This is a genomic window from Pseudomonas sp. J380 (assembly GCF_009827115.1).
Lineage (GTDB): Bacteria > Pseudomonadota > Gammaproteobacteria > Pseudomonadales > Pseudomonadaceae > Aquipseudomonas > Aquipseudomonas paracarnis.
The window spans coordinates 1,730,899-1,749,892 of record NZ_CP043060.1 but is presented as its reverse complement, the minus strand read 5'-3'; the positions used below and the strand labels follow the sequence as shown (position 1 = coordinate 1,749,892).

The window sequence follows — 18,994 nt, the reverse complement described above, 5'->3', positions numbered from 1 at the left end:
TAGTGATTATTTTTGCTCACTACATAAATTGCCGTGGGGACGGGGGAATACGCGAAAACGTGACTTGGGCGTCATTTTCTGTGCGGTGGGTCGCGGGATTTTGGTGGCGGATTTACGCCGAACCCTGTGGGAGCTGGCTTGCCTGCGATGGCGGTGCGTCAGTGGGTACATGTATGCCTGACACACTGCTATCGCAGGCAAGCCAGCTCCCACATGTTGATGTGTCGCTATCTCAATCTCTCGGTCAATAAGGGTAACAGTTGCTCGCAAGACGCCTGGATCTTCACCTGCAACAACTCATCCCCCGAGTCTTGCCCAGGTTGATGGCAATCACCGGCTTACCCTGTTCAACCATCGCCTTGCACAGGCGAAACGCCGAATAGGCCATCAGCGACGACCCCACCACCAACAGCCCTTCGGCATGCTCTACCGCCGTCATTGCCTTGAGCGCCGTCGCCGGCGCGACGTTTTCGCCAAAGAACACCACATCCGGTTTCAGCCGTTCGCCATTGCAGTGCGGGCAGCGGGGTACCTGGAAGTGCTGTTCAAACGCCGGATCAAGCAAGGTGTCGCCATCCGGCGCTTGCACCGCATGAACCTGTGCCATGTGCGGGTTATCGACCTCCATCTGCCGCTGGATCACGTCGCGCTCGCTGCGCAGTTGGCAATCCAGGCACAGCACCCGATGCAAGCTGCCATGCAGCTCGATCACATCCTGGCTGCCGGCCTGGTCATGCAGGGTGTCGACGTTCTGCGTGATCAGCCCGCTGATATGGCCACGGTGCTGCAGCGTCGCGAGCGCCAGGTGGGCCTTGTTCGGCTGGGCAATGCGCACCCGTGGCCACCCCAGCATCGCCCGCGCCCAGTAGCGGCGCCGCGCCTCGGGAGTGGCGAGGAACTCCTGGTACATCATCGGTGGCTTGCCCCGGCGTACACCTTCCCCGTCCCGGTAATCCGGGATACCCGAAGATGTACTTATCCCTGCGCCGGTCAGCACCAGGAAACGCCGGCCGGACATGGCCCGGTGCAGAGTATCGAGGTGGTCTTCCTGATGGTCCAGCGTGTCGAGCATGGGTTCCCCCTATTCGCCGCGGATGTACTGTTCCAGTTGCTGGATCAAGGCCGCTTGTTCGGCAATTGCTTCCTTGACCAGGTCACCGATAGACAGCAGGCCCAGCAGTTTGCCGTCTTCGACCACCGGCAGGTGGCGCAGGTGACTGTCGGTCATGATGTTCATGCATTCCTCGACACTCTTGTGAGTATCCACAGTGATCACCGGCGAGCTCATCACCTCATGGACCTTGGTGGTAACTGACGAGAGGCCCTTGAGCATGATTTTACGTGCGTAATCCCGTTCACTGATGATGCCGACCACCACGTCATCCCTGACCACTGGCAAGGCACCGACGTTTTTCTCCGACATCCGCACCAGCGCTTCAAATACGGTGTGGTCCCATTTGATCGTGTGGACGTCCTGGTTTTTCTGGTCCTTGGCTTTCAGCAGTTGTGCAACGGTCTTCATGGCGGCCACTCCGGTGTTGTTGTTGGTAGTCCAGATCCCCTACAGAATCCTAGACCGAACCCGCCGGAGCAAGGGCCAATGCGGCGTTAAACCTGTCGAAAAACGTCATGTGCCAGTCTTTTTTGGTATTTATCCCGCATTTGCCGGCTTTTTTCCGCGCTTGGGGCTGGTGCCAGCTTTACGTGGGGCGGCCTTGCGCTTCTTTTTCCACGGCGTCGCACCTCGGCCAGCCGGGCTGGCGGGGCCAGTGATAGTCATGCGCATGCCGTTACAGCGTGCCACCTGCTTGCTCATCCAAGCCGCTTGCTTGGCGACGAATTCCTCCAGGCTCATTTCGCCGCTTTGCACCATGTCCAGTGCCTGTTCCCAGATGGCGGTGGTGCCGGGGTCGGCGATGGCGCGGGGCACCGCGTCGATCAGGCTGAACGCGGCCGGGGTTGCCGACAGGGCCTTGCCGTTTTTCACCAGATAACCGCGATCCAGCAAGCCCTGGATGATCCCGGCGCGGGTGGCCTCGGTGCCGATGCCAGTGGTGTCCTTGAGTTTTTGCTTGAGCAACGGGTCCTCCACCAGCTTGGCGACGTTTTTCATGGCCTTGATCAGGTCGCCTTCGGTAAAGGGCTTGGGCGGCTGGGTCCACAGGTCTTTGAGGTTGACCTTGGCCACGGCATAGTCGTGGCCCTGCACCAGCGTCGGCAAAGCTTGGGGCGCAGGCGCTTCGCGACCTTTGGCGGGTGCCAGCGCTTCGGGCAAGGCGCGTTTCCAGCCCGGTTCAATAATGACTTTGCCCACCGCGCGCAACGCCTGGCCGGCACAGTCGAAATCGGCCTGGGTGCGGTCGTATTCATGGTTGGGCAGGAACTGCGCCAGGTAGCGCGCACGAATCAGCGTATAGACCGCACGGTGCTTGCCGGTCAGTTGGCTGACCTCCTTGCCGGCTCCGGTGGGGATGATGCCGTGGTGGGCGCTGACTTTCGCGTCGTTCCAGGCCCGCGAACGGCGCCGAGGGTCGATGTGCGACATCAGCTCGTTGACCGCCGTGTCCGCACGGCCCAGCGCCGCAAGGATCTTCGGCGCTTCACTGTGCTGGCTCAATGGCAGGTAGCCGCAATCGCTGCGCGGGTAGGTGATGGCCTTGTGGGTTTCGTACAGGGATTGGGCGATATCCAGGGTTTCCTGGGCACCCAGGCCGAGCTTCTTCGAACAGATCTCCTGCAAGGTGCCGAGGTCGAAGGGCAGGGGCGCCACTTCGCGCATGCGCTCGGTACGCAGCTTCACCAGCCGCGCCGTGGCGGCGTTGAGCATGGCGTCGGCGGTGTCCCGCGCCAGTTGCGGGTTGAGGCAACGGCCCTGGTCGTCACAGGCATCCTCAGGGGCGCGCCATTGGGCGGTGAAGGTCATGTGCTCGTGGCGCAGGTCGACATCAATGGCCCAGTAGGCCACCGGCACGAAGTCGGCAATGCTGCGATCACGGTCCACCACCAGGCGCAGGGTCGGGGTTTGCACCCGGCCTACCGGGAGTACGCCCTGGTAACCGGATTGGCGCCCCAGCAGGGTAAACAGGCGGCTCATGTTCATACCTATCAGCCAGTCGGCGCGCGAGCGCCCCAGGGCCGAGTGATACAGGCTGAAGGTTTCTGCACCGGGTTTGAGCGCCGCCAAGGCCTTGCGAATGGAGGCGTCGTCAAGTGCCGACAGCCACAACCGCTGGATCGGCCCGCGGTAGCGGCAGTGTTCCACCAGTTCACGGGCGATCATCTCGCCTTCACGGTCGGCGTCGGTGGCGATCACCAGTTCCTGGGCTTCCCCCAGCAAGCGCTTGACGGCCTTGTATTGGCTGGCGGTCTTGGGCTTGACCAGCATCTTCCATTTATCCGGGACGATCGGCAGGTCAGCCAGCACCCAGCGTTTGTATTTGGCGTCGTAGGCGTCGGGCGGGGCGGTTTCCAGCAGGTGGCCGATGCACCAGGTGACCGTGACTCCATTACCCAGCCAGCACCCATCGCCACGGCGGCTGGCGCCGAGCACGGCCGCGATATCCTTGGCCTGGGAGGGTTTTTCACAGAGGTACAGCCGCATGGTCATCACATCAGATCGGGTTGATGCCTTGCAGGATGCTTATTTGAAGGGGTTTGAGCAACCATTATCTGTATGGATGTACAGCAATTTGTGTGGGTGCCATACGCCGCTGTAGGAGCGAGCTTGCTCGCGAAGGTCGTTAACGATGACGCGGGGCGCCTGGTGCCCCGCGTTGCTCTCAGGTTCTTCGCGAGCAAGCTCGCTCCCACAGGGCAGAGGTATCAGTTGTTTTCGATATCCACGTGCCGGGTTTCCTTGAGGCAGAACAACCCGACGATCAGGCTCACGCCCGTCACCACCACCGGGTACCACAACCCATAGAAGATATCGCCGGTGTACACCACCAAGGCAAACGACACCGTCGGCAGGAACCCGCCAAACCAGCCGTTACCGATGTGGTAGGGCAGGGACATCGAGGTGTAGCGGATGCGCGTCGGAAACAGCTCAACCATCAGCGCTGCCAACGGCCCGTAGCACATAGCAGCGATGAAGATCAGCACCACGATCAGCACCACCACCATCAGCTTGTTGACCTGGGCCACATCCGCCGATGACGGGTAACCGGCCAGGGCCACGGCGCCACGCAGGGCCGCTTCATCAAAGCCGTCGATACGCACATCGCCCACGCTCACTTGCACCGGGCTGCCCGCAGGGGCGGCGGCGCTGCTGTAGGGCAGACCCTGTTTGACCAAGAAGGTCTTGACCTTGTCGCAGGGGCTGTCAAAACGAGCTTTGCCCACCGGGTCGAACTGGAAGGTGCAGGTGGCCGGGTCGGCCAGTACGGTGATCGGCGCCTGTCGGCTGGCCTGGTCCATTGCGGGGTTGGTGTAGTGCGCCAGGCCCTTGAAGATCGGGAAGTACAGCGCGGTCGCCAACAGCAGGCCGAGCATCAGCACCGGCTTGCGCCCGACCTTGTCCGACAGCCAGCCAAACAGGATAAAGAACGGCGCGCCGATCACCACGCTGATGATCAACAGCATATTGGCCAGGGCTGGGTCCATGCGCAGGAACTGGGTGAGAAAGAACAGCACATAAAACTGCGCCGCGTAGAAGGTCACCGCCTGCCCGCCGTTGATGCTGAACAGCGCGATCAGCACCACCTTGAGGTTTTCCCATTTGCCGAAGGACTCGCGAATCGGCGCCTTGCAGGCCTTGCCTTCCTCTTTCATCTTCAAGAAGGCGGGCGACTCGTGCAGGCTCATGCGGATCCAGGTCGAGATGCCCAGCAGCACGATGGAAAACAGGAACGGAATGCGCCAGCCCCACACTTCGAACTGATCGCCGGTGAAGTAACGGCAGGCCAGCACCACCAGCAGCGACAGCAGCAGGCCGAGGGTGGCGGTGGATTGAATCCAGCTGGTGTGCAGGCCGCGCTTGCCCGGTGGCGCATGCTCGGCCACGTAGGTAGCAGCGCCACCGTACTCACCGCCCAGCGCCAGGCCCTGCAGCATGCGCAGCACAATGAGGATGATCGGCGCAGCGATGCCGATGCTGGCGTAGGTCGGCAGCAACCCGACGCAGAAGGTTGCCACGCCCATCAGGATGATGGTCACGAGGAAGGTGTACTTGCGCCCGATCATATCGCCCAGCCGGCCGAACACCAGCGCACCGAATGGCCGCACTACAAAGCCTGCGGCAAAGGCCATCAAGGCAAAGATAAACGCCGTGGTGTCGTTGACCCCGGCAAAGAACTGCTTGCTGATCACCGCCGCCAGGGCGCCGTAGAGGAAAAAGTCATACCACTCGAACACCGTCCCCAAGGAGGAGGCGAAGATGACCTTTCTTGATTCGTTGGCGGTACTTGCACTGGCCGCCGAGCCCAGGGGTTGAGCATGTTCTGACATCGGGTGTCCCTCACAGTGATTATTTATTGTTGTTCCACTGTCGGCGCTGACCTCGGCGCCGCTATTTTTTCAACGTCTTCAATATCGTTAATGATTACGCGGGGTGCCTTGTAGTGCGCGGTGCCGTTGGGTTTTTCGCGAGCAAGCTCGCTCCTACAGTGTTTGGGGACAGGATCAGCTGCGCGGCCTTCTCCGCGATCATCAGCGTGGGTGAGCAGGTATTGCCGGAGGTGATGCGCGGCATGATCGACGCATCGGCAATGCGCAGGCCGGGAATGCCGTGTACGCGCAGCTGGCTGTCGACCACCGCGTCTTTGTCATCGCCCATGCGGCAGGTGCCCACCGGGTGGAAAATCGTGGTGCCGATCCGTGCAGCGGCCTCGTGCAGTTGTTCTTCAGTTTGCAGGGCTTCGCCGGGCAGGTATTCCACCGGTTTGAACTGGCTCAGGGCCGGAGCGGCGACGATGCGCCGGGTCAGGCGAATAGCGTCGGCGGCCACGCGCAAGTCTTCGGGGTGGCTGAGGTAATTAGGCTGTATCAGCGGCGCATCCGCCGGGTTGGTCGAACGGATATCCACCCGGCCGCGACTTTGCGGGCGCAGGTCGCAGACCGATGCGGTAAACGCCGGGAAGCCGTGCAACGGTTCGCCAAAGCGTTCCAGGGACAGTGGCTGCACATGGTATTGCAGGTTGGCCGAGGTCTGCTCCGGGCCGGAGCGGGCAAACGCGCCAAGCTGGCTGGGCGCCATCGACAGCGGGCCGCTGCGGTCGTACAGGTAGCGCAGGCCCATGCCCATCTTGCCCCACAATGTGCCGGCGATCTGGTTCAGGGTGCGGGCATTTTCCAGCTTGTAGATCAGGCGCAGTTGCAGGTGATCTTGCAGGTTGCCGCCAACGCCTGGCAGCTCGTGCACCACGTTGATGCCCAGCGGCTTGAGCACATGGGAAGGGCCGATCCCTGAGCGTTGCAGAATGCCCGGCGAACCCACCGAGCCGGCGCACAGTACGATCTCTTTGCGCGCCTTCCAGCTCAGTGCCTGGCCGTGTTGGCGTCCCAGTACCTGCGAGGCACGACCGTTTTCCAGTAGCACACGCTCAACCTCTACCTCAGTCAGCACGGTGAGGTTGGGGCGCTGGCGGATCGGCTTGAGGAACGCCTTGGCCGCATTCCAGCGCACTCCGGCTTTCTGGTTGACCTGGAAGTAACCGCAGCCCTCGTTGTCGCCCTGGTTGAAGTCATTGATATTGGCGATGCCGCTTTGGGCAGCCGCCTCACGAAACGCATCGAGGATCGGCCACGACAAGCGTTGTTGCTCGACGCGCCACTCACCGCCCTCGTTGTGGAATTCAGAGCCGCCGGCAAAATGGTTTTCGCTCTGTTTGAACAGCGGCAGTACGTCTTTCCAAGCCCAGCCCGCGTTGCCCGCCGCCGCCCAGCCATCGTAGTCCTGGGCCTGGCCGCGCATGTAGATCATGCCGTTGATGGACGAGCAGCCGCCCAGCACTTTGCCCCGTGGGTAACTCAAGGCGCGCCCCTGCAGGCCGGCTTGGGGTTGGGTCTTGAAGCACCAGTCGGTGCGTGGGTTGCCGATGCAGAACAGATAGCCGACGGGGATATGGATCCAGGGGTAGTTGTCGCGGCCACCGGCTTCCAGCAGCAGGACACGGTGAGCCGGGTTGGCGGACAGACGATTGGCCAGCAGGCATCCGGCAGGGCCGGCGCCGACGACGATGTAATCGTATTCAGCAGTTGCATTGGGCATCTGGGGTCTCGCTTGTTTTTCTTATTGGGCCCATCCTAGTTGTTAGTTTTCGTCTTAAAAATGTTAGTTTTTACCCACCCGCTGTGCGTTTTTAAACAACGCCGGCGGGCCCAGGCTCTGGAGGCGATATGTTCGACTGGAATGACCTGCGGTTTTTTCTCGAGTTGCAGCGCAGTGGCCGCCTGCTCACCGCCGCCCAACGCCTGAAAACCACGCATGCCACCGTGGCGCGGCACATCGACGCCATCGAGAAAAGCCTCGGCACGGCGCTGTTCGTGCAGCACGCCCAGGGCTATGAACTGACGCCTGCCGGCGAAGCATTGCTCAAACATGCCGAAGCTATGGAAAACGTGGCACTGCTGGCCGAAGACGAGCTCACCCACTCTGCGGCGCCCCTGGGCAAGATTCGCCTTGGTGTAGCCGAAGGGCTGGGCGTGATGTTTCTGGCCGCACGCATGGGCGGGTTGTTTGAACGCTATCCAGGTTTGGAGGTGGAGCTGGTCGCGGTGCCGCGTTTCGTCAGCATCCTCAATCGCGAAGCGGAGATCAGCATTCACTTGGAACGCCCCAGCGCCGATCAACTGGTGACGCGCAAACTCACCGATTATCGTCTGGCGCTGTACGCCAGCCGTGCCTACCTGGCGCGTAACCCGCCCATCGAAAAACGTGAAGACCTCTCTGCCCATGCCTGGATCGATTATGTCGATGACCTGCTGTTCAGCCAGGAATTGAAGTTCCTCAACAGCTTCTGCCGTAGCCCCCGGGTGGTGTTCCACAGCACCAGCGTGATCGCCCAGCACCAGGCGGCGCGTTCGGGGTTGGGCATTGCGGTGTTGCCATGTTTCATGGCGGCTGGGGATGGAGAGTTGGTGCCGTTGCTACCGGCGGAGGGTATCCAGCGCAGCTATTGGATCAGTTCGCGCCGGGAGCTGCACAAGTCGGTGCGGTTGCGGGTGTTGTGGGATTATGTGGTGGAGCTGTGCGCAAGGGAGCAGGGCTTGTTGCTCGGCGAGTCCCGCTGACACACACGGATTAAAATGTGGGAGCTGGCTTGCCTGCGATGGCGGTGTGTCAGTCACCGATGGGCAAGCTGACCGGCCATCATCGCAGGCAAGCCAGCTCCCACATTTGGATCGTGGTGTGTCAGGGACAGTCTAGAGCTTTACTACCTGATGCACCTGCTCGGCACAGGCCCGGGCCTCTTCAATCATCTTTCCGAACGCATCGCTGGTGACTTCGGCATGGGTCAGCCAGCGCTTTTTCTGGCTCAGGCGATAGTGATAGCGCAGCGAGCCGTCCTCCAGTTTTCCGTCCAGGTCGAGGTCGTACCAGGGCGAGCGTACCTTGCAGCCGGGGATGGCTTTTTCCATCTTCCCGCCTGCCAGGGTGTAGGTGTAGTCATAGGTTTCAGGATTGCCCAGGTAAAGGTCGGCCTGTTGCCCCTGGCGGCGATAGTTGATGTAGCCCTCCCAGCGGTCTTTCAAGGACGGGTCGGTGTAGACATAGTCATTGGCCAGTTTTTCCAGGGCGCGCTGATCGTTCATGCGGGCGGTGACGCTGTAGCCGTCATGTACCACAAAGCGGGTGGGTTCGCGGGTGATCTGGCAGTCGCTGATATCGTTGCCGAAGTTGGCGCAGATGTTCTGGTCGGTGGCGGTGGTGCCTTGCTGGCGGTCTGCGACGCTCAGTTGCATCAGCGGCAGGCGGCTGAAGGTAATAGTCGCCTTGACCGCGCCATCTCCCTCTTTGCCGTACTGCACCTGTTTGTCCAGGCGTATCGAGACTTCGGGGCGCTCCAGTGGGATGTGTTCTTCGCGCACCTGGCCCTGCGCATCGTTGACCAATACCCAGCGGTCCTGAATATCGGGCATGGTCTGGCCAGGGGCGAAGACCGGGTTGGTCGGGTCAAGCCACCACACCTGGCCATTCACTTCGGCACGCACGATGGCGTGGTTCGGCGCCTGGGTGCCAGGAATCAGCAGGGCATCGACCACGTCGCCACGGCTGACCCACGCGGTCTCAGCCTTGATGCCACTGGCCTTGAGCATGGCCGTCAGCAGCGTCGCCAGGTCCTTGCAGTCGCCGTAGCCGTGCTGCTCGATTTCCGCCAGGCTGAACGGCACATAGCCGCGCTCGGTCGCGCGCCAGTCACCCAGGTAGCGGTAGTGATCATTGATGTGCTGCATCATTGCCGCGACTTGCTCAGCTGGCGCCAGGCTGCGTGCGGCGGCCACGGCGGCGGCGGCTTGCGCCGGCAGGGTGGCGCCGAGGATCTGGTTGTAACGCTGGGCGAAATCACCGAAGTACGCCTGGCGGTCCACGGCGCTCCCCACTTCCAGGCGTGGGACGCGCAGCAGGGTGGCAGCGGAGGATTCATTGATGTAGTTGAGGTAGGTCGGGGCTTTTTGCACCACATCCAGGGTCTTGCCGTTGCTCGAAGGCGTTACCTTGAAACCGTCGAACAATTCGCTGCGCCACTGCATCGGTCGTTCGGCGGTAAAGCGCGCCTTGAAGCGATCGCGACGGGCTGAGCTGGGCCCGAACTTGAGCACATAGTGGAACTGAGTCATCAGCGGTTTGGCCGGGTAATGCTGGCGTACCGTGTAGCGGATCTGCGTGCCCACGCGCAGGTTGGGGAAGGCCAGGGAGGTTTGCTTGTCGCGGCTGAAGCCTTGGTCCGGGTTGGGTGCGCTGCGGGTATCGATTTGCGTGGCGGCCAGGGCGACGGGCTTGGCGCCAGGCTGGGTGGATTGAGCGCTGACCACTTCAAAGGTGTCGGCTTCGGAGTAGTCGAAGTCGATGCGCGAAAGCATTTCGCGGCCGTTGGCCTTGAGGATCGTGTAGCGGTAAGTGGTGGTGCAGTCTGTGCTGGCGTCGCGGTTGAAGTGGCAGTGCAGCTCGGTGTCACTGGCCAGCGGGGCTTCGGCTATGGGTTGCAGGGCTGCGCTGACGGAATGGGAAACCAGCCCCAGGCTGATGGCAATCAAAGGGCGGTGAAACGAAAAACGGTACATGGGCGCCTCGGGTGACACATTGAAACAGCTACCCGGCGGGTAGCGAGAAGGCGCCGGATGATAATGGATCTCAACGGCAAAGGCCAGGATTGTTCGACAATTTATCGGGCTGAAAGGCCCGTGCTAGAGCCTTTTGTTTGATTTGTGTCAAGGTTTCAGCAGTTCGAACTCTGCACTGGCCAGGCGTTCACCGTTGATCAAAACATGTATCCGATGCGTGCCGGGGTAGTGCTTGCGCGTGGTCAATTCGCGGATGTGCTGCTCGCGGTTGATGGTCTGCCGTTCGCCGGCGCCCAAGGTAAAAGCCTTGAGCTTGAACACTTTGGATGCGCTGTGGCCAGCGCTTTTTACGTAGTCGATGGCGTAGTCCACCACCAGTTTTTGCGCGTGGTTGGCGGTGGATTCCAGCTGGAATGACAGATTGATCCGCTCGCCCAATCGGATCACGGCGGGGGTGACGCTCAGTCCACGGATCGTCACCTCAGCCTTGGCTCCGGCCCCCATGATCGTCAGCGCGCGGGTGTCGCCTTGCTTGATCAAGCTGCGCAACGCATGGCGAGCGATCCAGGCGGTGTGGGCGTTGGCCAGGTTCCAGCCTTCGATCACGTTGAGCACCCAGCCGGGGTGGTCCTTGGTGATGTCATTGAGGTGGTTGGCCACCGACTTGCGCACATAGAGGCTGCTGTCGGCCCTGAGGTTATCCAGGATCGACGCACATAACTCGGGGTTGGCCTGCACGTTGGCGAGGCGAAACGACCAAGGCAGGCGAGGGCGTGAGCCTTCACTGGCCAGGCGGCGTACGTGTTCGTTGCCATCCAGCGACCATTGCTGCATCACTGCCAAGGTGCGCTCGAAGTCGTGCAGTAAGAAGTGGCGAATGGCGAACTCGGCCGAACCAAAGGTGGTGAAAAACTTCAGCGCGGCCATTGAACGTTTGAAATCACCCAGGCCATAACTCGCCACGTAATGCGCCAGGAACAGGCTGACAAAGCCGCTGTTGATGCGCGGTGCCAGAGCGTAAAGCAGCTTGAGGGTTTGCGCATAATCCAGCGGGATCACCGCGTGCAGGCTCTCGCTGACCCGGGCCATGCGTTGCATCACCGATAACTCGGCCAGCCCGACGCAAGCGTGCTGGAGAAAACCCTTGGCGTCGAACGCCGGGTACACCACAGTCATTTCGGTGGCGATGTGTTGCAGGCGTTCGATGTTGAAGATTTCCTTGAGGGCCGGGGCGGCTTGGTCGCTCATCTGCATTTCCATGGTGGGGTCAGAGAAACCAGCGATATTCTCGCGCATGGATCTCTTGTTGAAAGGCCAGGTGATCCTGGCGTTTGTTCTCGCAATACACGTCGACAAATTCCGCGCCCAGCTTGTCGCGCAGTATTGGTTGCTGCTGCATGGCACGCACGGCGTCGAGCATTTCCACCGGGAAATCGGTGCCGCTGTTGCGGTCTTCGTTCAATGGCGCGATGGGTTCGCGCTTGGCCTCAAGCCCGTGCTCCAGGCCCACCAGGATTGCCGCCAGCACCAGGTAAGGGTTGGCATCGGCGCTGGCCAGGCGGTGCTCGATCCGCAGGTTGCGCGGGTCGGACTCGGGGATGCGCACACAGGCATCGCGGTCTTCAAAGCCCCAGCTCGCCCGCGTCGCAGCGTTGACCGTGCCGCCCAGGCGACGGAAGGCGTTGTGGTTGGGCGAGAAGATCGGCATGCAGTGGGGCAGCAATTCCAGGCAACCGGCTACGGCGTGGCGCAATGGCTGCTGCTGATGGGCCGCTAGCAAGTTATTGCCCGCTGCGTCGTAAAGGCTGACATGCACGTGCATGCCGCTGCCGGGAAATTGCAGATAGGGTTTGGCCATGAAGCTGGCGCGGTAACCATGCTTGAGCGCAACGCCACGGGTGCTGCGGCAGAACAGGGCGGCCCAGTCGGCGGCGCGCAGGCCGTCATCGCAGTGGCCGAAGTTGATCTCGAACTGGCCGGGGCCGATCTCGGCGGTGATCACCGTGATGTCGATGCCTTGGTCCTTGGCGGTTTGCGCCATGTCGTCGAGCACGTCGCTGAAACGCGACAGCCGTTCGATATGCAGGTTGGGCTGGTCGTCGGCATCCCCACTGAGCGGGTCGCGGGCGAATTGCGGCAGGCCGTTTTCCAGCTGTTTATCGAACAGGTAGAACTCCAGCTCAAACGCCACCACGGGATGAATGCCCTGATGCTGCAAGCGTTCCAGGACCTTGGCCAGGACTTCGCGGGGTTCGAACTCGATGGGCGCTTCGGTGCCGTCCGAGGTGATGAGCATTTGCCCCAATGGCTGCGACTCCCAGTTCACCGGTTTGAGCGTGCCGGGCACCAATCGGCGATTGGCGTCCGGGTCGCCATCGTTGAAGCAGTAGTCGCCAATCTTGAACAGTCCACCTTGAGCCCCCAGCAGCACCGCATTCTGCGGCAGCTTCAGCGGGCTGCCGGCGGCGACTTTCTCAAGCATCTCCACCGGGTAGCGCTTGCCGTAGAAATGCCCGGGAATGTCCAGGGCGATCAGGTCGACATAGCGCACGTCGGGGTGGTTCTGGCGAAAGCTGCGTACTTCGGCCAGCAACGTGGAGGAATGGCTTTTCACGGGTGCAGCTCCTAGTTGTAAACCCACAAGACGCGGGCGGGCAGGTCGGTCAGGTTGGCGTAGCGGCAGTGGGCGAAACTGGCGAGGTGGAAACTGTCGCCGGGGCTGAGGGTGACTGGCGCGGCTTCGTCATCCACCCACAGGGTCAACTCGCCTTCGAGCACAAATCCGGCCTGTTCGGCACGGTCGCTCATGCTCTGTTCGCCGCTGTTGGCACCGGGGGCCAACAGGCTGTCAAGCATCGAGAACGCACCGTTCATGCTCGGCGACACCAGGATGTCGGTGATGCCATTGGCGTAATACACCGTGCGCCGCTCGTTGGGGCGTGTGACCCAATCCACCGCCTTGGGTTTGGGCAGGCTGTAGAAATAGGTGGTGGGCACATCGAGGGCGTGGCTGATGGCGGTCAGGTCGGCTACGGTGGGTTGCGACAACCCACGTTCCACTTGAGACAGAAAGCCCACCGAGCGCTCGATCTTTTGCGCCAATTGCGCCAGGGTGAGTTTCTTGTGCTTGCGCAAGTCGTGGATCAGGGTCGCGAGGGTGGCGAGTTCTTGTTGCTGGTTCATGAAATTTAATTCGAATAATTTCATGAAAAATTACACGATTATTTTCACGCTCGCAAACCCTATGCACAAACCCTTGCTCCCGCTGGGCAGCGAAGCGGCCCCAACCCATTCACCGCATGCGTTCAGTGGATGCGCGGTGTGGCTTTTTGGGGCTGCTGCGCAGCCCAGCGGGAGCAAGCTCCCTCGCCACAAAGGATTGGGAAATATGGGGAAACTGTATTGGGCAGGGACATCTCAGGTGCCTGCTAGGTTGAATGGACCATTCAACCATTCAGGGGAGCAAAGGATTGCTTCACAAGCCCAACTCTCATTTGTTGCGACGTGGCCGTTATTCAGAACCTGGTCGAGCTTATTTGGTGACTGCCGTGGTTTATCAACGTCGCCCGGTATTTGCCGATCTTTACCTGGGGCGGCTATTGGTTGCCGAGCTCAAACGAGCCCATGACCTTGGACTGGTCAACTCGCTGGCTTGGGGCATTATGCCGGACCACCTTCACTGGTTATTTGAATTGCGAGGCGCGACGCTGCCTGAAGTGATGAAACGGGTGAAGTCGCGCAGCACACTGACCATCAACCGAGCCCGTCGCACGCACGGTGCTTTTTGGCAGTACGGCTATCATGATCGTGCGGAGCGGGCCGATGAAGACCTTATCAAGGCTGCTCGCTACATCATCGCCAACCCACTGCGAGCCGGACTGGTCGAGCATGTTGGCGACTACTCGCTCTGGGACGCCGCCTGGCTATAACGGTGTACCCCCCTGTGGCGAGGGAGCTTGCTCCCGCTGGGCCGCGAAGCGGCCCCAAAAAGCCCGACCGCGTACCCACTGAAAACATGCGGTGAATGGATTGGGGCCGCTGCGCATCCTGGCGGGAGCAATCTCTGGCCACAGGGAAATACGGCTGAATGATTACGCGCCGCCGCGGTCGGAATCTGGGTACGCACCATTAATTGAAGGAGCACCCATGAAGTCGAAAACCTTAGCCGCTTGCCTGCTGGTCGCTGCCAGCTTTTCCTCCGTCAGCGCTGTAGTGCAGGCCGGCGATACCCCTCAGGAAACCGTGCAACCTTCAAACATCAACGCTCGTGATTTGAAAGAAGGCGACCGCGCTCCGGATATCCTGATGCGCAAGGAGTCGGCCATCAGCGATTGGAAAAAGCGCGGCCTCAAGCAGCCCGAAGAAGAAAGCCAGTGGGCGCGCGTAGGCGACAAGTACGTCCTGCTCAAGACCACCAACGGCACCATCCTCGAGATTACGCCAGTCAAGAAATAATCCCGCCGGGGCATCTGCTCGTTTCATGTTTCTTGCGTTAAGGTAACCGACCGCAATAGTCGCGTTACCTTTGAAGAACGAGAGCAGGATGCTTGCCACCATCAGAAACTACCCCCGCACCGTGAACCTGTTGCTGTGCGCCACGTTGCTGCTTACGCTGGCCAAGGCCATCACTTTTCCTTATCTCGTGATCTACCTCACCAGCCATTTCGCCTTGGACATTACCCAGGTCGGCCTGGTAATCGGCAGTTCGCTGATCGTCGGTTCGCTACTCAGTGTCTACGGTGGTTTCCTGGTCGACCGCATCAATAGCTATCGCCTGTTGCTCGGCTTGAGCCTGGTGTTTGTGCTGGGGTTTATCGGCACGGTGCTGGCGCAAAATATCTGGTCGTTCTATGGCTGCCTGATCCTGATCAACCTGGCCTACGCCGTCATCGATATTGCGGTGAAAGCCGGCTTCGCCAGCCTGCTGCCCGAAGACGCGCGCAGCGAAGTGTTTTCCATCAAATACACGCTTACCAATATCGGCTATGCCGTGGGGCCGTTCTTTGGCGCGATGGTGGCCAAGCTGGATATCAGCCTGCCGTTTATTCTGTCGGCGCTGTTGGGGCTGGGGTTTTTTCTGCTGTACGGGCGCTGGGGTGACCGTAACTTGGCCACGGTGGACGCCACGCAAAAGCCGCTGCCGTTCCTTGCCGTCGCCCGCGTTTTGCTGCAGGACCGTCGCCTAGTGTGCTTCACCCTCGGCGGTTTACTCAGCGCGGTGGTGTTCGGCCAGTTCACGGCCTATCTGTCGCAATACCTGGTGACCACCACGACCGCCGAATACACCTACACGGTGATCAGCGCGGTGCTGACCACCAACGCCGTGCTAGTGATTGCCTTGCAGTACTTGATTGGCCGGCGCATCTCGCACCGTTACCTGAGCCAGTGGCTGATCGCTGGCTTGAGCATGTTCATGCTGGGGTTGATTGGCTTCGGGCTGTCCACCAGCGTGGTGGGCTGGGTGCTGGCGATGGCGGTGTTCACCGTCGGGGAGATCATCGTGTTTCCGGCCGAATACATGTTTATCGACCGAATTGCCCCGGACCACCTGCGGGGCATGTATTACGGGGCGCAAAACCTGTCCAACCTCGGTGCGGCGCTGGGGCCGGTGCTGTGTGGGCTGGTGTTGGCCAGCCTGCCGGCCCATTACATGTTCTACATGCTGGGGGCGTTTATCGTTGCCGGCGGGGTGTTTTATTTCATGGGAGCGGCGATAAAGGCAAATCATCCAGCGTGAGCTTGCCGACGTTGTTGCTTTGCAGCTCGTAGCGCAATTCATCCACCATTTTCGCTACTTCCTGCGGGGTCTGCAGGCGGTTGGTGCTGATGCCAGTAACCACCAGGTCGACGCGGCCGGTCTCGGCATCGTAGACCTTGAGGGTCAAGGACGCGTCCCGGCACAGGGTGAATTCGCACGTCAGCGGTGACAGGCCTTCTTCGATGCAGTTGCGCAGCTGAGAGAGGGTAAACATGCGGGTTCCTTCTAGGCATAAATACGATCCCTTGAAGGTTATTGCTTGCACCGCCGCTCAATAAGGCGAATTCGCACTAGACGCACTAGTGCATTTGCAGGGTCAGGGCTTGTTTTTCAGGCGCAAATCACCGGCAAACAGCCCGCGTTCACGAGCCCAGACGATCGCAGCACTACGGCTGTGCACCCCCAGCTTGGAATACACCGTGGCCACATGGTTACGCACGGTGTTGGGCGCCAGTTTCAGGCGCGAGGCGATTTCTTTGTCCGCCAGGCCCTCGCAGATCAGGCCCAATACATCGCGCTCGCGGGCGGTGAGGTCGGTGAAGGAAACATTCGGCAGGTTGGGGCTGTTGACGCTCTTGGCGTTGGCCAGCTTCTCGATCAGGGTCTGGCTGAACCAGGACGCGTCCTGCATGACTTCCTCAATGGCCGCCACCAGTTCCAGCTCCGAGCGTTTGCGCTCGGTGATGTTCATCAGCACCATCAGGTAGCAGGGCACGTCCTGGATAATCACGGTGTCGGCGGATACCACGCAGTCGATCACCTCGTTGCCTTTCTTGCGCACCTTGAGGTCCTGGCCTTCAAGGTTGCCGGCTTTTTCCAGGGTGGCGAACAACTGCGCGCCGGCCTGGGGGCTGTCGATGAAGTTGATGTCTTCGATGGATTTGCCGATCAATTCCTCGCTGATGTAGCCGGTGATGCTCATGAAGGCTTCGTTGATGTCTACCACCTGGCGGTTGTCGGCACTGCATACCAGGGTCGGTACGGGCGTCAGGCGGAAGGATTTGGCGAAGCGTTCTTCGCTCTGGCGCAGGGCGATCTCGGCTTTGCGCCGAGGCTCCAGGTCGGTGAAGGAAAACAGCATGCAGTCTTCCTCGTTCATGTCCAGCGGTTGGCCGGCGACGATCACCAGTTTGCTGCCACCTTCGGGCAGTCTAAGTTCGGCCTGCATCTGCGGGATGGTCGCGCCTTCGCCCAGGCGCTGGATCGCCAGGTCCTTGCGCTCGGCCTGTTCCAGCACATCCAGTTCATACACAGATTTGCCGATGACCTGGTCGCGGTTGTAGCCGGTCATCTCCAGAAAACCCTGGTTGACCTTGATGTAGCGCAGGTCGCTGAGGCGACAGATCACCGCGGGCGCCGGGTTGGCGTTGAAGGTTTTCTCAAAGCGTTGCTCGGCGCTGGCCCATTCGGTGGCGTCGCTGAGGATCAGTACCAGCAACTCAGGTTCACCCTGGGCATCGGTCAGCACCAGGCTGCGCAGGCGATGTACCCAACTGCGGTGTTCGTCGTCGGCGGGTGTGACTTCCACCACCACATCGCTGAACTCTTCGCCGGCAGCCACGCGGCTGAGGGGGTAGCTGTCCAGTGGCAAGGGATGGTTGTTGCGATAGCGCAGGGCAAAGCGTTTGGCGTACGCCTCGGTATTGGCGCCCAGTTCCTTGACCTCGCTGACCCCATGCATGGTCAACGCCGCTTCATTGGCCCAGAGAATGGTCTGGTCGACCTCGGCCAGAATCACACCGTCGGACAGCCCGGAGATGATGGTTTGCAGTTGGCGGCGGTTGGTTTCTTTGGCGAGAACATCCTGGGTCATAACGTCTCCGATTAGGGCAGGGCAAGGCACATTGGGTTACGACATCCTGGCTTCAGGATAGTGCAGAGTAATTACCCACGGGGCAGTGCGAATGCACCAGACCACCTGGTGCATATGGGCCAGGACTGAACGTATGTCGTTTCGCCACACTCACACCCATCAAGGCACATTGCCTTGCTCCTCAATTTGAAAAGGACCTTTGTATGACCACTGTCTATGAAACCAATCGATCGCTGTTTCGAGTGTCGTGGAGCTCGGTATTGGCCGGTAGTGCAATCGCACTGGTCACCTACCTGGTCTTGAGTGTGTTGGGCACCGCCATTGGCGCCAGTGCCGTTGACCCGATGGAAGCGGGCAACCCGTTGAGCGGTTTTGGCACAGGTGCGGGTATCTGGCTGTTTGTATCGACACTGGTCGCCATCGCGTTGGGCGCGTTCGTGGCCGGCCGCACCGCGCCGGATCGTGGCGGCCTGCATGGGGTGCTGACCTGGACCTTGACCACCTTGCTCACCACTTGGCTGTTGGCGGGCCTGGCTTCCAGCGTGGTCGGTACGGCCGGCAACGTGGTGGGTAAAGGTCTGTCTGCTGCGGGCAGTGGCATTGCTGCCGCCGCGCCAGGGATTGGCAATAGCATCAAGCAACAGTTGAACGAGCAGGGCATCGAGCTGGACTGGAACAGCCTGCAAGGCCAACTGGATACCTTGCTCAAGCAGAGCGGCAAGGCTGAACTGGACCCTGCCAATGTCGAGCAGAAAGCCGATCAGGCAGCTGCCGATGGCAAGCAGTCGGCTACCGATGCAGCGACCAATCCTGCCCAGGCCGGTGATGAGCTCAAGCAATGGTTCGAACGTGTGAAAGCGTCCGGCGAGCCAGCATTGAATGCAGCGGATAAAGAGGCGCTGGTCAACATCGTCGCGGCCCGCACTGGCAAGAGCAAAGAAGAAGCCACGCAGATCGTCGACAACTATGCCCAGGCTTATCAGCAAGCCATGCAAAAGGTCGATGAGCTGAAAAAGCAGGCTGAACAGAAAGCCCGTGAAGCCGGTGAAGTCGCTGCCAAGCAACTGTCCCGCGCGGCCTGGAGCACCTTGGCCATGCTGCTGTTGGGTGCGGCATTGAGCTTCTTTATTGGTCGTATCGCGCTGACTACCCGTCGCGTGCCTTTGGCTTAAAGATGTCTGCGGCAAGGACGCCGCCTGTGT

General features: G+C 60.7%; 15 protein-coding genes and 1 pseudogene. 5 read left to right on the top strand and 11 right to left on the bottom strand.

Annotated elements, in window-relative coordinates; translation table 11 throughout:
- Positions 1–227: 227 nt before the first annotated feature.
- From FXO12_RS07705 to FXO12_RS07685, 5 genes and pseudogenes are all read right to left on the bottom strand, one after another.
- Positions 228–1,072, bottom strand: a pseudogene (locus FXO12_RS07705) (NAD-dependent protein deacetylase).
- A 9-nt stretch (positions 1,073–1,081) separates the two neighbouring features.
- On the bottom strand, positions 1,082–1,522 hold the full coding sequence (locus tag FXO12_RS07700) for a CBS domain-containing protein (RefSeq protein WP_034127063.1): 441 nt from the start codon (positions 1,520–1,522) through the stop codon (positions 1,082–1,084).
- Positions 1,523–1,651: 129 nt separating this feature from the next.
- Positions 1,652–3,601: a DNA topoisomerase III gene (locus tag FXO12_RS07695; RefSeq protein WP_057978404.1), complete on the bottom strand. Its 1,950-nt coding sequence runs from the start codon at positions 3,599–3,601 to the stop codon at positions 1,652–1,654.
- Positions 3,602–3,822: 221 nt separating this feature from the next.
- Positions 3,823–5,445, bottom strand: coding sequence for an MFS transporter (locus FXO12_RS07690; protein WP_054895765.1), 1,623 nt, complete (start codon positions 5,443–5,445; stop codon positions 3,823–3,825).
- A gap of 94 nt (positions 5,446–5,539) precedes the next feature.
- On the bottom strand, positions 5,540–7,207 hold the full coding sequence (locus FXO12_RS07685; protein ID WP_057978399.1) for a GMC family oxidoreductase: 1,668 nt from the start codon (positions 7,205–7,207) through the stop codon (positions 5,540–5,542).
- Positions 7,208–7,335: 128 nt separating this feature from the next.
- Here FXO12_RS07685 and FXO12_RS07680 point away from each other — a divergent pair, with 128 nt between their 5' ends.
- The gene (locus FXO12_RS07680) at positions 7,336–8,229 is read left to right on the top strand and encodes a LysR family transcriptional regulator (RefSeq protein WP_034127066.1); all 894 of its coding nucleotides are present in this window, start codon (positions 7,336–7,338) and stop codon (positions 8,227–8,229) included.
- Between the two features lie 132 nt (positions 8,230–8,361).
- Here the strand turns inward: FXO12_RS07680 and FXO12_RS07675 are convergent, their stop codons facing one another.
- The 4 genes from FXO12_RS07675 to FXO12_RS07660 all read right to left on the bottom strand — a co-directional run bounded on the left by FXO12_RS07675 (position 8,362) and on the right by FXO12_RS07660 (position 13,404).
- Complete coding sequence (locus FXO12_RS07675; protein WP_057978397.1) at positions 8,362–10,221, bottom strand: DUF3857 domain-containing transglutaminase family protein; 1,860 nt, start codon at positions 10,219–10,221, stop codon at positions 8,362–8,364.
- Positions 10,222–10,368: 147 nt separating this feature from the next.
- The gene (locus FXO12_RS07670) at positions 10,369–11,469 is read right to left on the bottom strand and encodes a DNA alkylation repair protein (RefSeq protein WP_057978395.1); all 1,101 of its coding nucleotides are present in this window, start codon (positions 11,467–11,469) and stop codon (positions 10,369–10,371) included.
- A gap of 19 nt (positions 11,470–11,488) precedes the next feature.
- Positions 11,489–12,835, bottom strand: coding sequence for a glutamine synthetase family protein (locus FXO12_RS07665; protein ID WP_057978393.1), 1,347 nt, complete (start codon positions 12,833–12,835; stop codon positions 11,489–11,491).
- Between the two features lie 11 nt (positions 12,836–12,846).
- Positions 12,847–13,404, bottom strand: coding sequence for a helix-turn-helix domain-containing protein (locus tag FXO12_RS07660; RefSeq protein ID WP_057978391.1), 558 nt, complete (start codon positions 13,402–13,404; stop codon positions 12,847–12,849).
- A 254-nt stretch (positions 13,405–13,658) separates the two neighbouring features.
- On the opposite strand from FXO12_RS07660, the gene FXO12_RS07655 reads away from it, so the two are divergent.
- The 3 genes from FXO12_RS07655 to FXO12_RS07645 all read left to right on the top strand — a co-directional run bounded on the left by FXO12_RS07655 (position 13,659) and on the right by FXO12_RS07645 (position 15,958).
- On the top strand, positions 13,659–14,150 hold the full coding sequence (locus tag FXO12_RS07655) for a transposase (RefSeq protein ID WP_256678944.1): 492 nt from the start codon (positions 13,659–13,661) through the stop codon (positions 14,148–14,150).
- 217 nt (positions 14,151–14,367) lie between these two features.
- Positions 14,368–14,676 carry an RcnB family protein gene (locus FXO12_RS07650; protein WP_054895758.1) on the top strand — a complete coding sequence of 103 codons (309 nt, stop codon included), beginning with the start codon at positions 14,368–14,370 and terminating at the stop codon, positions 14,674–14,676.
- A gap of 88 nt (positions 14,677–14,764) precedes the next feature.
- Positions 14,765–15,958 (top strand): MFS transporter, encoded by a 1,194-nt coding sequence (locus FXO12_RS07645; protein WP_034127072.1) that lies wholly within the window; start codon positions 14,765–14,767, stop codon positions 15,956–15,958.
- Here FXO12_RS07645 and FXO12_RS07640 read toward each other — a convergent pair.
- Together FXO12_RS07640 and FXO12_RS07635 are read right to left on the bottom strand one after the other, a co-directional pair.
- Entirely contained in the window at positions 15,921–16,193 is a 273-nt protein-coding gene (locus tag FXO12_RS07640) for a DUF1652 domain-containing protein (protein WP_003190355.1), read from the bottom strand. The genes FXO12_RS07645 and FXO12_RS07640 overlap by 38 nt on opposite strands.
- Before the next feature lie 102 nt (positions 16,194–16,295).
- Positions 16,296–17,792, bottom strand: coding sequence for a PAS domain S-box protein (locus FXO12_RS07635; protein ID WP_014717983.1), 1,497 nt, complete (start codon positions 17,790–17,792; stop codon positions 16,296–16,298).
- Positions 17,793–17,995: 203 nt separating this feature from the next.
- Here FXO12_RS07635 and FXO12_RS07630 point away from each other — a divergent pair, with 203 nt between their 5' ends.
- The gene (locus tag FXO12_RS07630; protein ID WP_019821429.1) at positions 17,996–18,964 is read left to right on the top strand and encodes a hypothetical protein; all 969 of its coding nucleotides are present in this window, start codon (positions 17,996–17,998) and stop codon (positions 18,962–18,964) included.
- Positions 18,965–18,994 lie beyond the last annotated feature (30 nt).

Bases quoted from the DNA above. Each gene is read 5' to 3' on its own strand.
- FXO12_RS07660 (WP_057978391.1), bottom strand. From the start codon at position 13,404: ATGAACCAGCAACAAGAACTCGCCACCCTCGCGACCCTGATCCACGAC.
- FXO12_RS07630 (WP_019821429.1), top strand. From the start codon at position 17,996: ATGACCACTGTCTATGAAACCAATCGATCGCTGTTTCGAGTGTCGTGG.
- FXO12_RS07685 (WP_057978399.1), bottom strand. From the start codon at position 7,207: ATGCCCAATGCAACTGCTGAATACGATTACATCGTCGTCGGCGCCGGC.
- FXO12_RS07695 (WP_057978404.1), bottom strand. From the start codon at position 3,601: ATGCGGCTGTACCTCTGTGAAAAACCCTCCCAGGCCAAGGATATCGCG.
- FXO12_RS07640 (WP_003190355.1), bottom strand. From the start codon at position 16,193: ATGTTTACCCTCTCTCAGCTGCGCAACTGCATCGAAGAAGGCCTGTCA.
- FXO12_RS07680 (WP_034127066.1), top strand. From the start codon at position 7,336: ATGTTCGACTGGAATGACCTGCGGTTTTTTCTCGAGTTGCAGCGCAGT.
- FXO12_RS07635 (WP_014717983.1), bottom strand. From the start codon at position 17,792: ATGACCCAGGATGTTCTCGCCAAAGAAACCAACCGCCGCCAACTGCAA.
- FXO12_RS07645 (WP_034127072.1), top strand. From the start codon at position 14,765: ATGCTTGCCACCATCAGAAACTACCCCCGCACCGTGAACCTGTTGCTG.
- FXO12_RS07655 (WP_256678944.1), top strand. From the start codon at position 13,659: ATGGACCATTCAACCATTCAGGGGAGCAAAGGATTGCTTCACAAGCCC.
- FXO12_RS07670 (WP_057978395.1), bottom strand. From the start codon at position 11,469: ATGAGCGACCAAGCCGCCCCGGCCCTCAAGGAAATCTTCAACATCGAA.
- FXO12_RS07690 (WP_054895765.1), bottom strand. From the start codon at position 5,445: ATGTCAGAACATGCTCAACCCCTGGGCTCGGCGGCCAGTGCAAGTACC.
- FXO12_RS07675 (WP_057978397.1), bottom strand. From the start codon at position 10,221: ATGTACCGTTTTTCGTTTCACCGCCCTTTGATTGCCATCAGCCTGGGG.
- FXO12_RS07700 (WP_034127063.1), bottom strand. From the start codon at position 1,522: ATGAAGACCGTTGCACAACTGCTGAAAGCCAAGGACCAGAAAAACCAG.
- FXO12_RS07650 (WP_054895758.1), top strand. From the start codon at position 14,368: ATGAAGTCGAAAACCTTAGCCGCTTGCCTGCTGGTCGCTGCCAGCTTT.